The following is a 12,851-nucleotide window of genomic DNA, read 5'->3' as shown; positions in this document are numbered from 1 at the left end:
TCGATGGTTCGAATCCATCCAGACCCACCAGTGTCTTGTCTGGTGAGCTGAAGGGCTGGGGCCGCTGGAGTATCTGTGGGACTGGGGGATTAGCTCAGCTGGGAGAGCACCTGCTTTGCAAGCAGGGGGTCGTCGGTTCGATCCCGTCATCCTCCACCAATCCTCAATGCGCAGGGTTCTGCATGAAGGCAGAGCGTTGCGCATTGGCGATTGAGCCAGTCAGAGCGGTATGAGGCACAGGCTTCATACCGGCTGCCGTTCTTTAACAATCAGGAAGAAGTAGTAAAGAGATTCACGAAAGCATACCTGGAGATGGGTGTGTGAGTAGGTGAATCAGGGTTGTGATTGTATCGATGTATTTTAAAGGTGATCGAAAGATTGCTTTGGAATACGGCGCAACACGAATACTCAACCTGTAGCGAGTGCGTCTATCCCCTCCGGGGATGGGACCCACGTAAGCGCTAAAGCGCTAACGTGGGTCGACACAGAGACACACCCGTTATAGGGTCAAGCGAACAAGTGCATGTGGTGGATGCCTTGGCGATCACAGGCGATGAAGGACGCGGTAGCCTGCGAAAAGCTCCGGGGAGCTGGCAAACGAGCATTGATCCGGAGATGTCCGAATGGGGAAACCCACTCCTAATGGAGTATCCGTAGCTGAATCCATAGGCTGCGTGAGGCGAACGCGGTGAACTGAAACATCTAAGTAACCGCAGGAAAAGAAATCAACCGAGATTCCCAGAGTAGTGGCGAGCGAAATGGGATCAGCCGGTACACGTTATCCGTATTGTTAGTCGAACGCTCTGGAAAGTGCGGCCATAGCAGGTGATAGCCCTGTAGACGAAAACAGCATGGAAGAACTGGGTGTACGAGAAGTAGGGCGGGACACGTGAAATCCTGTCTGAAGATGGGGGGACCATCCTCCAAGGCTAAATACTCGTGATCGACCGATAGTGAACCAGTACCGTGAGGGAAAGGCGAAAAGAACCCCGGGAGGGGAGTGAAACAGATCCTGAAACCGCATGCATACAAACAGTCGGAGCCTCTGCGAAGGGGTGACGGCGTACCTTTTGTATAATGGGTCAGCGACTTACATTCAGTGGCGAGCTTAACCGATTAGGGCAGGCGTAGCGAAAGCGAGTCCGAACAGGGCGTCCAGTCGCTGGGTGTAGACCCGAAACCAGGTGATCTATCCATGGCCAGGTTGAAGGCACGGTAACACGTGCTGGAGGACCGAACCCACTAACGTTGAAAAGTTAGGGGATGAGCTGTGGATAGGGGTGAAAGGCTAAACAAACCTGGAAATAGCTGGTTCTCTCCGAAAACTATTTAGGTAGTGCCTCGTGTCTCACCTTCGGGGGTAGAGCACTGTCATGGTTGTGGGGTCCATTGCGGATTACTACGCCATAGCAAACTCCGAATACCGAAGAGTGCAATCACGGGAGACAGACATCGGGTGCTAACGTCCGGTGTCAAGAGGGAAACAACCCAGACCGCCAGCTAAGGTCCCCAAATATGGCTAAGTGGGAAACGAAGTGGGAAGGCTAAAACAGTCAGGAGGTTGGCTTAGAAGCAGCCACCCTTTAAAGAAAGCGTAATAGCTCACTGATCGAGTCGTCCTGCGCGGAAGATGTAACGGGGCTAAGCCATATACCGAAGCTGCGGATGCACAGTAATGTGCATGGTAGGAGAGCGTTCCGTAAGCCTGCGAAGGTGCACTGGAAAGTGTGCTGGAGGTATCGGAAGTGCGAATGCTGACATGAGTAGCGATAAAGGGGGTGAAAGGCCCCCTCGCCGTAAGCCCAAGGTTTCCTACGCAACGTTCATCGGCGTAGGGTGAGTCGGCCCCTAAGGCGAGGCAGAAATGCGTAGCTGATGGGAAGCAGATTAATATTTCTGCACCATTGTGAAATGCGATGGGGGGACGGATCGCGGAAGGTTGTCCGGGTGTTGGAAGTCCCGGTCCTTGCATTGGAGAAGGCGCTTTGGCAAATCCGGGCGCGGGATTCAAGGGTGCGAGGCGAGCCACTTCGGTGGCGAAGCAACTGGAAGGGGTTCCAGGAAAAGCCTCTAAGCTTCAGTTTCACAGTGACCGTACCGCAAACCGACACAGGTGGGCGAGATGAGTATTCTAAGGCGCTTGAGAGAACTCGGGAGAAGGAACTCGGCAAATTGGTACCGTAACTTCGGGATAAGGTACGCCCTCATAGCCTGACTGGCCTGCGCCAGAAGGGTGAAAGGGTTGCAATAAACTGGTGGCTGCGACTGTTTAATAAAAACACAGCACTCTGCAAACACGAAAGTGGACGTATAGGGTGTGACGCCTGCCCGGTGCCGGAAGATTAAATGATGGGGTGCAAGCTCCTGATTGAAGTCCCGGTAAACGGCGGCCGTAACTATAACGGTCCTAAGGTAGCGAAATTCCTTGTCGGGTAAGTTCCGACCTGCACGAATGGCGTAACGATGGCCACACTGTCTCCTCCCGAGACTCAGCGAAGTTGAAGTGTTTGTGATGATGCAATCTCCCCGCGGCTAGACGGAAAGACCCCATGAACCTTTACTGCAGCTTTGCATTGGACTTTGAACCGGTCTGTGTAGGATAGGTGGGAGGCTATGAAGTTGGGACGCCAGTCTCAATGGAGCCGTCCTTGAAATACCACCCTGATCTGTTTGAGGTTCTAACCTTGGCCCGTGATCCGGGTCGGGGACAGTGCATGGTAGGCAGTTTGACTGGGGCGGTCTCCTCCCAAAGTGTAACGGAGGAGTACGAAGGTACGCTAGGTACGGTCGGAAATCGTGCTGATAGTGCAATGGCATAAGCGTGCTTGACTGTGAGACTGACAAGTCGAACAGGTGCGAAAGCAGGTCATAGTGATCCGGTGGTTCTGTATGGAAGGGCCATCGCTCAACGGATAAAAGGTACTCTGGGGATAACAGGCTGATACCGCCCAAGAGTTCATATCGACGGCGGTGTTTGGCACCTCGATGTCGGCTCATCTCATCCTGGGGCTGTAGCCGGTCCCAAGGGTATGGCTGTTCGCCATTTAAAGAGGTACGTGAGCTGGGTTTAAAACGTCGTGAGACAGTTTGGTCCCTATCTGCCGTGGGCGCTGGATATTTGAAGGGGGCTGCTCCTAGTACGAGAGGACCGGAGTGGACGAACCTCTGGTGTACCGGTTGTCACGCCAGTGGCATCGCCGGGTAGCTATGTTCGGAAGAGATAACCGCTGAAAGCATCTAAGCGGGAAACTCGCCTTAAGATGAGATATCCCCGGGGCTTCGAGCCCCTTGAAGGGTCGTTCAAGACCAGGACGTTGATAGGTCAGGTGTGCACGTACAGTAATGTACTGAGCTAACTGATACTAATTGCCCGTAAGGCTTGATCCTATAACAGGTGTGTCTCGACCCGCGGTAGTGCTTCAGCACTTACGCGGGTCCGATCCCCGAAGGGGATTGGTGTGAACTCCCGCGGGAGCCAACAGAAACGCACGGTTGGGATTCAGTGTTGTGCCAGAAACAACACAACCCCCCACACTCGAATCCTTTACGCTTCTTCCCGATTGGCTGTGGCGCAACCGGTTGACTCCAGCCCTGCGACGCAGCAACCCGTCATGCCTGATGACCATAGCGAGTCGGCCCCACCCCTTCCCATCCCGAACAGGACCGTGAAACGACTCCACGCCGATGATAGTGCGGATTGCCCGTGTGAAAGTAGGTAATCGTCAGGCTCCCCCCAGTCAGAAACCCCACCCGCCGCGGTGGGGTTTTTGCGTTTACGCGGCCAAATCAACAACAACATGCTCGACCGGGCACGAACAATAAGCGTGGTCGGACGCCGTTGCCAGCCACTGCCAAAAGTAGCCTGTTGATCGACGCGTTTTTGCGCATACGACCTGCGCACAAACAAGCGTCTAGCGCGTCCCGAGCGCTGCTCGGTGGCGTTCCCGCGCTCAACGCTAGTGTCCTGAGTTAGAAGTTCGTTGAATCAATTCTCTGTTCTTTCCGGAATGACAAAGTGCTGATTAAAAAGTCGCTCGGACTCGCGCAGTCCTTCTTCCGTAAAGATCACGGACTTCGTCTTGTTGACTGGGTCTTCGATGAGGCCTCGTTCATGGAGCCGGTTCAGCACATCCCAGTCGAAGCCCTTCCATGCACGGTATCGGTCATGCAGGGTCAGGTAGAGGAGCGCGAGGGAAACTTCATCAATTGCGTCGGTATTGATATTCATGATGCTCCTGCCGCAGCCTTGCGGACGCGCACACAAAACCGTTCGAGGCTGGCCAGGATCTCATCGGCCGACTTGCTCCAGACAAACGGTTTGGGGTTCGCGTTATAGACATCCAGATAATGACGGATCGCGTCTTCGAGTTGACGTGTCGACCGATGCGTACCGCGTCGAAGGTATTTTTCAGTGAGCGCGGCAAACCATCGTTCGACCTGGTTAAGCCACGACGCCGAGGTGGGTGTGAAGTGAACATGGAAGCGAGGATGACGAGCGAACCAGGCTTTGATCGAGGGCGTTTTGTGCGTGCCATAGTTGTCCATTACCAGATGCACCTCCAGGTAAGACGGCACGCTGGCTTCGATGGTGCGCAGAAAGCGCACAAATTCGCTGCTGCGATGGCGCCGATGTACCTCGCCGATTACTTCACCAGTAGCGATGTCCAGCGCCGCGAACAGGGTGGTCGTACCGTGGCGCATGTAATCGTGGGTACGTCGCTCAGGGATGCCGGGTGCCAACGGCAACATGGGTTGCGTGCGATCGAGCGCCTGAATCTGGCTCTTCTCGTCCACGCACAGCACCATGGCCTTGAGCGGCGGGTCCAGGTAAAGCCCGACGATATCCCGCACCTTGTCGACGAACATCGGATCGCTGGAGAGCTTGAACGTCTCCTGCCGATGCGGTTGCAAGCCAAAAGCACGCCAGATTCGTGTGACCGCTGTCTGCGACAATTTCATTTCGCGAGCCATCGTGCGCGTGCTCCAGTGAGTCGCTCCGACAGGCACGGACTCGAGCGTCTTCGCGATGACCGCATCGACGCGCGCGTCATCAATCGTCCTCGGTGCGCCGGGCCGTGGTGCATCAAGCAGGCCGTCCACACGATGGCTCACGAATCGCGCCCGCCACTTCGAAACCGTTTGCTGTGTGACCCGCTGTTTCGCCGCAACTGTCTTGTTGTCCATGCCATCGGCACAGGCCAACACGATGCGCGCCCGCAATGCCAGGGCCTGCGCGGTCTTGCGTCGCATCGTCAGCGCTTGCAGGTCTTCGCGCTCCGAATCGCTCAGCACGAGTTCCCCTTTGGACCGTCCACTCATCGTTGCCTCCGCGTATCAAGTGCTACACAGGACACTTTAGTACGTGATCGGCATCATTCAATGAATTTTTAACTCAGGACACTAGCCTCCCGCACGTATCTAAGGACACAAGGATGTAGTGGTCAAGTTATTTCGGACAGGCTGATAGGTTCTTTTACTGTCGGTTTTGCCTCGTAGGCAACGGGCGACAGATAGCCCAAAGTCGAATGCAAGCGTACTGCGTTGTAAAAACCGACGATGTACTGGTTGATGTCGCGCCGTGCTTCATCGTGGTTGGCGTACTGACCGGTGAAAGACGATCAACGGGTTCAGCAGAAACTCGCCGCCTGAAGTCCCTGCTCATCAAGTTGCCTATACACCGATTGCTGCTCGATGCTCTTGACCGGCACGAAACGCATGTTCGGCCGCGCGACTGCCTCGCAGATTGCCTCAGCATCCGCCGCGTCATTCTTGTTCGTCTTGACGTACGGTTTGACAAACTGCGGTGCAATCAGTCGGACCGTATGGCCCATGGCCTGCAGCTTGCGGGCCCAATAGTGCGCGCTGGCGCACGCTTCGATCCCGATCACGCAGCGGGGAGGTTGGCGAAGAAGTCCGCAACGTGATTTCGCTTGAGCACTTTCTTCAGCACCGTTCGACCATGCTCATTTACACCATGGACGGCAAAAACGTTCTTCGCCAGATCGATGCCAACTGTCGTAATCTTCACGATGGGCGCTCCCCTCGGTCAGGTGGTTGCTTCGACACATCCACTTTGGCACATTGATGCCGCTTCGGGTGGGGGCGTCCATCCCATTAGTCTTGACGCTAGCTCGTTCGACGGCAGCGACCACTTCTGCTTGTGCTGCGCGATGAGTTCGAGAACGGCCTGCAGTCGCAAGTTCGCCTGTGGCGCGCCGACCGTGCGGACCGCCGGCTTCTCCCTGAATCCGTCGTGAAGCGCGACCTTCCACTGGGCGGCAGACAGTTCAAGCGACACTGCCAGGATGACGCCCTCAGCATGTTGGTCCGGTAACGTGATTTGCGTCCATGATGCCCTCCGTTGAGCAAACCTTGGCACGGTCAATCTTACGACTCGGGCCTTGACGACTCTCACGCTACATAGGATCTGATTGTTCGCCGGGTCGCTGCGCGCTGGCCAACGTGCGGCCGCAATCATGAGCCTCATCCGCTCAGCGCAACTGAACGGTCATGAACCCCACGCATATCTGAAAGACATCGGGACACGACCGCCCACCCACAGGGCAAGCGACATCGCCGCATTGCTGCCACATAACTGGCAACCTCTTACCGCTGTCGCCTGATTCACCGTTCGTCAACGTGGGTTCGCCAGCCGCTTACCGTACGCACGCAAGGCGCCGGATCATACGGAAGTTGCCTGTCCCTGCCACGGAAACGCGGCCAGCACCTCCCGGATCGCCATATCGAAAGGCGTGCGTCGGCCGATTCCGAGTACCTCTAAACGGCTCGATGCCAGATGACAGTTGTGCGGGCGCGGCGTCGCGTCGGTGGGTGTGCGCTGGGGCGTCAGGCGCGCGTCGAGTTGCAACGCTTCTGCCAGGCGCATGGCGATCTCGTACTTGTTCATCGGTTCGTCGCCCGACCATTGCACGATGCCAGAGACCGTGTCGCCGCGCGCGTGCCGCTCGAGCATCTGTCGGATCACGAAAGCGACATCGGGCGTGAACGTAGGATAGCGGATCGCCCAAGCGTCCATCCTGGCAGCCTCGGCCCCCGGCGCCGCCGCCGCTGCAATCGCCGGCACGAGGCTAGTCACGGCCGATTCCGACCAACTGACGATCGGACCATATAGCAGCGGCAGACGCAGCACGCATCCGCCCTCGGCCGTGTCGGTCAGCGCTCGCTCGCCTTCGAGCTTGCTCTGTCCGTACGCGTTCAGCGGCGCAGGTGTGCTGTCGTGACGATAGGGCGGGTGCGTGCCGTCGAACACGTAGTCGGTCGAGATCGACAGTGTCCACGCGCCGTGTCGGTTCGCCGCCCCGGCGATCATTCGCACGGCATCGACGTTCAGCGCGCGAGCAAGCGCCGGATCGCGCTCGCATACATCGGGACGGCGCTCCGCCGCGGCAATCACGACGGCATCCGGCGCTACGCGGTCGATGAAACGCTCGACCGCAACGCTATCGCGAACATCCAACGCGACCATTCGCGGAGACGTTCGGCTATATGCGGTGGAGACGGTCTGCCAGCCGGTTTGGCGCGCGAGTTCGTCGTTGAGCGCGCGGCCGAGCAATCCGGAACCACCTATTACGGCAACCTTGAACATGCGCGGCACCCTCAGCGCACAGACGTGACCGTGTATCCGGCCTCGTCAATCGCGGCCTTCAGCGCATCGACGGGTTGCGCCGACTCCACGAGCACGCGGCCGGTCGCGAGATCCACCTGAACCTGCGCGGCGGCGTCGTGCTCGCGAATCGCGCTCGTGACAGCGGCAACGCAGTGCTGGCAGCTCATGCCTTCTACATGGAGTTCGATTGTCATTGCAAAGACCTCGGCGGAATCAGATTGCGGATAGTCGAATTATGCCTGCCGTACCCTGTTTGGGTAGCTGACCTTCCCACCATGGGAAGGTGTAGGATCGATTGGAGTTCAGCCGCAACCTTGAGGAAACAGTCATGAACATAGGCGAAGCGGCCCGCGTGTCGGGCGTTACGGCAAAAATGATCCGCTACTACGAAAGCGTCGGCCTATTGACTGCGAAGGCGCGCACGAGTGCCGGTTATCGCGTGTATGGCCCGCAGGAAGTGCATTCCTTGCGCTTTATTCGCCAGGCTCGCCGGCTCGGATTTCTGGTCGAGGATATCCGGCGGCTGCTTGCTCTATGGCACGACCGCTCGCGTGCAAGTGCCGAAGTAAAGCGGATCGCGCTCGAACATGTCGCCGAACTCGATCGCCGCATCGCCGAACTGACGGACATGCGCGACACTCTCGCGCATCTGGCCGATCATTGCCATGGTGATGACCGGCCAGATTGTCCGATTATCGAGCGACTGGCGGACACCGATCTTGTATCCGGACAAGGTTGTCGCCCGCTTTAGCGGCTGATCGAAGTGCAACCCAGCCTGCCGATTCTCAAGGTCGAGCGATTCATGCACCGAAAGTGTGCATAAAAATTGCGAAAACGATGTCCACTTAAAGGACGCCTGGATGAATCGCAATAAAATCAGAAACTGCATTGCACCTTTCGAGTGCACTATTCCAAAACGGAATGCACACCATGCGGGCATTTCACTGTTCAGGTTGCACCTTAAGGCTATAATACGGGTTAACCCTTTTACGGGAAATCCCTGATGCCAAATCACCGGGGATTCGATCTGATCCTTGGAGAACATCATGTTTGCCTTCCTTCTTGAGACGCTCAGCAACTGGTTCGAAACCGCGGAACGTAGCCGTCGTGAGGCATATCTCGCCTCGTCGTCGGATATCGTTCAGCTCGAACAGCGCATCCGTTCGCTCGAAACCAACGGCTATTCGCTGTAAGTTTCCGCTTTGAGTTTGACCTGGCGGCGCCTGCTTTTGCGCGGCCGTGCAGTACCAATGTCGAGCCCCGTCAAAGCGGGGCTTTGTCGTATCTGGACATCGAAATCCGCGTGTCCCTTCGACGTTTTTTCGAGTGAACGGCGCAAGAAAGCTGCTGATGGCGAATATCGACTAGCTTCGTAACGCGGCCCGCGGTAATGTATGGCGTTTTTCGCGCAAGACGGCATTCATAACCAATCGGGCTGTCCATGTCCTCCGTCCGTTCGCTGCAAACTTTCCGAGCCGTGATGGCCGCAGCCGCCATGGCGACGCTCGCCGCCCTCTGCGCCGCGTCGGACGCATTCGCGGTGTCCGATAACGGGCGTCCCGCCGTGATCCTCGATACGCTTGGCGGCGTCAATAATGGCCAGAGCGGTACCGTACTGCTGAGCTCGCCGCCTGCGCCGGAGCCGATCGTCGCCGCGCCGCCAATCGCGGCACCGGTCGAGCTGCCTCCGGAATCGTCGCCGCCGTTCGTGGTCGCGCCGTATATCCAGTTGCCGACGGGTGGTGGCGTGCCGCGGCCGATGCCTCGAGCGGTGCCCCTTCCGCAATAGGTACCGACGGCGCGAGAGATCGTCGGCGGTGCTTCTGCGCGGTCCCGTTTCTCCCCCATACGCCAGCTTGCCTCGCACCCGACAATCTCATTCGGGTTTGGGCGCATGGCGTCCGTGAAACCGTCCGACGACAATCGTTGCGCGCCTCGCCGCCGTGAGCTTCGATCTCGGCATGTGCGCCTGCGTCACTGCTTCGAACGGAAAACACAACAAGGAGACGTCACCATGCTCAATCAATGGATGCAGCGTGCGACGCGCACCTGCGTGATGCTGCTCGCACTGGCTGCGTTGCCCGGCGCTGGGTTCGCGAAGGACACACCGGAAATGCCGACACTGACGATGGCCGTCGGCGGCTTACCTGGCCTGTACTATCTGCCGGTCCTCGCCGCACAGCAGCTCGGCTACTTCAAGGACGAAGGCCTGAACGTCACGCTCGAAGATTTCGCGGGCGGCTCGAAAGCGCTCGAAGCGGTGGTGGGCGGCAGCGCCGAAGTCGGCGCGGGCGCGTTCGAGCACACGTTGTTCATGCAGGCGAAGGGGCAGCACTATCGCGCGTTCGTGTTGATGGGCCGCGCACCGCAGATCGTGATCGGCGTGGTGAAGTCGAAGGCCAATCAGATCAAGTCGCTCGCGGACTTCAAAGGCGCGAAGGTCGGCGTGAGCGCACCGGGTTCGTCGACGGATCTCGTGCTCACCGTTGCGTTGCGCAAGGCCGGCGTGCAGCGCAGCGACATTTCGGCGATCGGTGTCGGCAGCGGCGCGACGGTGCTGGCCGCGGTGGGCAGTGGGCAGATCGACGCGCTGTCCAATGTCGATCCAATGATGACCAAGCTCACGCGTAGCGGCGCCATCAAGGTGCTTGTCGATACGCGCACGGTGAAAGGCACGCAGGAGGTGTTCGGCGGCATGATGCCCGCGGCGACGCTTTACGCGGCCGAAAGCTTCATCCAGAAAAATCCGAAGACAACGCAGGCGCTGACCAACGCGATCGTGCGTGCGGATCATTGGCTGCAGACTGCGAGCGACGCGGATCTGCTGAAGATGGTGCCGCAAGCCTATCTATTGCGCGACCCGACGCTCTATCTCGACGCCTTTCACAACGTGCGCGACGCGTATTCGCCGGACGGACTGATGCCCGCTGATGGCCCGGCGACGTCGCTGCGCGCGTTGTCGTCGTTCGATAGCCGGCTCGATCCGAAGAAGATCGATCTGGGTGCTACCTATACGAACCAGTTCGCGAGCAAGGCGGCCGCGCAGTTCAAGTGAGCGTATGCGGAGATCGGGTTGCGCAAGACAGCTGACGGGGAACCGCGCGCGGCACGCTCACGCGCCGCTCATCACGTTCAATTGCCGCGATATTCGACCTTGAACGTCGCAGCCTTGTCCTCGCCGAGCGTTTTGACGAGCCATGGCATCTGATCCTTCAGCGTCTTGGCGAGCGTATACGGCGGATTCAGGATGAACATGCCGCTACCGAACAGCCCATAGCCGTCTTCCGGCGGATTGCTGACGCTCAGGCTGACGTGCAGCCAGTTGTCCTTCTGCAACTGCTTCAGTTGATCGGGAAAGCGCTGCGACTCAGGGCGCTTGACCTGCGGATACCAGACCGCATACGTGCCGGTCGGAAACCGCTTCAGACTTTCCTCGACACAGCGCAGCGTGCGCCCGTAATCGCGCTTGTCTTCATACGACGGGTCGAGCAGGATCAGCGCGCGGCGCGGCGCGGGCGGCAACAGCGTGAGAATCCCGTCGAAGCCGTCGCCCGCATACAGCATTGCTCGTCGGCCCGCGTCGCGAAAATTGTGGCGCAGCACGTCGATTTCGGTGCTGTGCAATTCGAAGAGCCGCATACGATCCTGCGCGCGCAGTTGTCGCCACGCAAGATATGGCGAGCCCGGATAAAAATGCAACTGGCCATCGGCATTGAGCGCGCTGACTTCATCGACGTATTCGGCGAACAGCGGCGGCAGATCGTTACGGCCCCACAGTTTCGCAATACCCGTCTCGAACTCGCCGGTCTTCGTCGCGTAGCCTTCCTTCAGCGAGTAAACGCCGGCGCCCGCGTGCGTGTCGATATACCAGTAGGCCTTGTCCTTCTGGCCAAGGTAGCGCAGGAGCTGCAACACGACGGCGTGTTTCAGAACGTCGGCGTGATTGCCGGCATGAAAGGCGTGGCGGTAGCTGAGCATGATGAGAGGACGCTGAGAGAGCGCAGGCTGGCCCGAAGGAGCCGGCGACGCGCGGTCGCGTATTGTACGCGACCGCGCGTGACCGGTTAGCCACCCGGTGCGTGGCGCTGCGCGCGCGATTACTCGTGCGCGTCGCCGATGATCTCCCCGATCCGCTGCTTTATCTCCGGTGTGATGCGCTCGGCCACCTCGGCGGACTGCATGTTTTCGCCGATCTGTTCGACCCGCGAGGCGCCCGTGATCACCGTGCTGACATTCGGATTCTTCAGAATCCACGCGATCGCGAGCTGACCGACCGTGCAGCCGAGCTCGTCGGCGACCGCGCCGAGCTGGCCTACCACGTTGTTCCGGGTCGGGTCCGTGAGCTGCTGGCGCAGCCAGTCATAGCCCTGCAACTGCGCGCGACTGTCGGCTGGCACGCCGTCACGATATTTGCCGGTGAGCAGACCCGATGCGAGTGGGCTCCACGTGGTCAGGCCGAGGCCGATGTCCTCGTAGAGCCGTTTGTATTCCTGCTCGACGCGTTTGCGGTGAAACAGGTTGTATTGCGGCTGCTCCATGACCGGCTTGTGCAGATGATGCCGCTCGGCGATTTCATAGGCGGCGCGAATCTCGTCGGCGCTCCATTCCGAGGTGCCCCAGTACAGCGCCTTGCCGCGCGCGATCATGTCGCTCATTGCCCACACCGTTTCCTCGACCGGCGTGTTCGGGTCCGGACGATGACAGAACACGAGATCCACATAGTCGAGCTGCAGGCGCTTCAGCGACGCGTCGATCGCGTTCATCAGGTACTTGCGGTTCAGCGTGTGGTACTGGTTCGGCGCTTCGTTGAGTCCCCAGAAGAATTTCGTCGACACGACGTAGCTCACGCGCGGCCACGCGAGCTCCTTCAACGCATGGCCCATGATCTCCTCGGATTTGCCGCCCGCGTAGACTTCGGCGTTGTCGAAGAAATTGACGCCCGCGTCGCGCGCCGCGGCAAGCGATTCGCGCGCGGCGCGGTGATCCACCTGGTTGCCGTACGTGACCCATGAGCCGATGGACAACTCGCTCACTTGCAGGCCCGAGCGGCCCAGACGTCGATAATTCATGCATGTCTCCTGGTTGGTGATGCCACGGGAATGGAGCCCGGATTCAGCCCGAAAGCGTCCAGTTTAAAGAGATACGGCTCGATGTGCGTTTTACCTATGTCGTTCACAGGGTTCATGCACAATAGCAAAGTCGGCCGCCGCGCTGCATCCGCCGA

General features: G+C 58.8%; 10 protein-coding genes, 1 tRNA gene, 2 rRNA genes and 3 pseudogenes. 8 read left to right on the top strand and 8 right to left on the bottom strand.

The genetic code is table 11. The features are described 5' to 3' along the window. Positions 1-83 precede the first annotated feature (83 nt). The 3 genes from OKW35_RS41790 (at position 84) to rrf (ending at position 3,728) form a co-directional block, all read left to right on the top strand. Positions 84-159 (top strand) — tRNA-Ala (locus tag OKW35_RS41790). 346 nt (positions 160-505) lie between these two features. Continuing rightward, positions 506-3,387 (top strand): 23S ribosomal RNA (locus OKW35_RS41785). Between the two features lie 227 nt (positions 3,388-3,614). Further along, a 5S ribosomal RNA gene (rrf, locus tag OKW35_RS41780) occupies positions 3,615-3,728 on the top strand. 257 nt (positions 3,729-3,985) lie between these two features. Here the strand turns inward: rrf and OKW35_RS41775 are convergent. The 4 genes and pseudogenes from OKW35_RS41775 to OKW35_RS41760 form a co-directional block, all read right to left on the bottom strand. Continuing rightward, positions 3,986-4,228 (bottom strand): DUF6429 family protein, encoded by a 243-nt coding sequence (locus OKW35_RS41775; RefSeq protein ID WP_090812276.1) that lies wholly within the window; start codon positions 4,226-4,228, stop codon positions 3,986-3,988. Next, positions 4,225-5,319: an IS630 family transposase gene (locus OKW35_RS41770; protein ID WP_184069115.1), complete on the bottom strand. Its 1,095-nt coding sequence runs from the start codon at positions 5,317-5,319 to the stop codon at positions 4,225-4,227. Before OKW35_RS41770 ends, OKW35_RS41775 begins: the two co-directional genes overlap by 4 nt. A 122-nt stretch (positions 5,320-5,441) precedes the next feature. Further along, a pseudogene (locus OKW35_RS41765) lies at positions 5,442-5,600 on the bottom strand (IS3 family transposase); the annotation flags it as partial. Between the two features lie 75 nt (positions 5,601-5,675). Then, a pseudogene (locus tag OKW35_RS41760) lies at positions 5,676-6,028 on the bottom strand (IS110 family transposase); the annotation flags it as partial. Between the two features lie 403 nt (positions 6,029-6,431). Between OKW35_RS41760 and OKW35_RS41755 the strand changes: the two are divergent. Next, positions 6,432-6,623: pseudogene (locus OKW35_RS41755) on the top strand (transposase domain-containing protein); the annotation flags it as partial. A 59-nt stretch (positions 6,624-6,682) separates the two neighbouring features. Here OKW35_RS41755 and OKW35_RS41750 read toward each other — a convergent pair. Then, positions 6,683-7,606 carry a dTDP-4-dehydrorhamnose reductase family protein gene (locus OKW35_RS41750; protein WP_429555096.1) on the bottom strand — a complete coding sequence of 308 codons (924 nt, stop codon included), beginning with the start codon at positions 7,604-7,606 and terminating at the stop codon, positions 6,683-6,685. Positions 7,607-7,617: 11 nt separating this feature from the next. Next, positions 7,618-7,821 (bottom strand): heavy-metal-associated domain-containing protein, encoded by a 204-nt coding sequence (locus OKW35_RS41745; protein ID WP_090803824.1) that lies wholly within the window; start codon positions 7,819-7,821, stop codon positions 7,618-7,620. Between the two features lie 134 nt (positions 7,822-7,955). Between OKW35_RS41745 and cueR the strand changes: the two genes are divergently transcribed. From cueR to OKW35_RS41725, 4 genes are all read left to right on the top strand, one after another. Then, positions 7,956-8,378 (top strand): Cu(I)-responsive transcriptional regulator, encoded by a 423-nt coding sequence (gene cueR / locus OKW35_RS41740; protein ID WP_018418651.1) that lies wholly within the window; start codon positions 7,956-7,958, stop codon positions 8,376-8,378. A 295-nt stretch (positions 8,379-8,673) separates the two neighbouring features. Beyond that, positions 8,674-8,820 (top strand): DUF3563 family protein, encoded by a 147-nt coding sequence (locus OKW35_RS41735; RefSeq protein ID WP_429406790.1) that lies wholly within the window; start codon positions 8,674-8,676, stop codon positions 8,818-8,820. Between the two features lie 287 nt (positions 8,821-9,107). After that, positions 9,108-9,416, top strand: coding sequence for a hypothetical protein (locus tag OKW35_RS41730; RefSeq protein ID WP_429406788.1), 309 nt, complete (start codon positions 9,108-9,110; stop codon positions 9,414-9,416). Positions 9,417-9,641: 225 nt separating this feature from the next. After that, positions 9,642-10,682, top strand: coding sequence for an ABC transporter substrate-binding protein (locus OKW35_RS41725; protein ID WP_429555095.1), 1,041 nt, complete (start codon positions 9,642-9,644; stop codon positions 10,680-10,682). Positions 10,683-10,759: 77 nt separating this feature from the next. Here OKW35_RS41725 and OKW35_RS41720 read toward each other — a convergent pair whose 3' ends face one another. Then, a complete protein-coding gene (locus OKW35_RS41720; RefSeq protein WP_184062159.1) occupies positions 10,760-11,605 on the bottom strand; it encodes a 23S rRNA (adenine(2030)-N(6))-methyltransferase RlmJ in 846 nt (281 codons plus the stop codon). A 119-nt stretch (positions 11,606-11,724) separates the two neighbouring features. Then, the gene (locus tag OKW35_RS41715) at positions 11,725-12,696 is read right to left on the bottom strand and encodes a potassium channel beta subunit family protein (protein ID WP_429555094.1); all 972 of its coding nucleotides are present in this window, start codon (positions 12,694-12,696) and stop codon (positions 11,725-11,727) included. Between the last annotated feature and the right edge of the window lie 155 nt (positions 12,697-12,851).

This window comes from Paraburkholderia sp. MM5477-R1, from assembly GCF_050436385.1.
Lineage (GTDB): Bacteria > Pseudomonadota > Gammaproteobacteria > Burkholderiales > Burkholderiaceae > Paraburkholderia > Paraburkholderia tuberum.
Note: the sequence above shows the minus strand (reverse complement) of the source record. Positions and strands in the feature narration are given on the sequence as shown.

Coding starts and splice junctions, on each gene's coding strand:
- OKW35_RS41775 (WP_090812276.1), bottom strand. CDS start 4,228: ATGAATATCAATACCGACGCAATTGATGAAGTTTCCCTCGCGCTCCTC.
- OKW35_RS41770 (WP_184069115.1), bottom strand. CDS start 5,319: ATGAGTGGACGGTCCAAAGGGGAACTCGTGCTGAGCGATTCGGAGCGC.
- OKW35_RS41750 (WP_429555096.1), bottom strand. CDS start 7,606: ATGTTCAAGGTTGCCGTAATAGGTGGTTCCGGATTGCTCGGCCGCGCG.
- OKW35_RS41745 (WP_090803824.1), bottom strand. CDS start 7,821: ATGACAATCGAACTCCATGTAGAAGGCATGAGCTGCCAGCACTGCGTT.
- cueR (WP_018418651.1), top strand. CDS start 7,956: ATGAACATAGGCGAAGCGGCCCGCGTGTCGGGCGTTACGGCAAAAATG.
- OKW35_RS41735 (WP_429406790.1), top strand. CDS start 8,674: ATGTTTGCCTTCCTTCTTGAGACGCTCAGCAACTGGTTCGAAACCGCG.
- OKW35_RS41730 (WP_429406788.1), top strand. CDS start 9,108: ATGGCCGCAGCCGCCATGGCGACGCTCGCCGCCCTCTGCGCCGCGTCG.
- OKW35_RS41725 (WP_429555095.1), top strand. CDS start 9,642: ATGCTCAATCAATGGATGCAGCGTGCGACGCGCACCTGCGTGATGCTG.
- OKW35_RS41720 (WP_184062159.1), bottom strand. CDS start 11,605: ATGCTCAGCTACCGCCACGCCTTTCATGCCGGCAATCACGCCGACGTT.
- OKW35_RS41715 (WP_429555094.1), bottom strand. CDS start 12,696: ATGAATTATCGACGTCTGGGCCGCTCGGGCCTGCAAGTGAGCGAGTTG.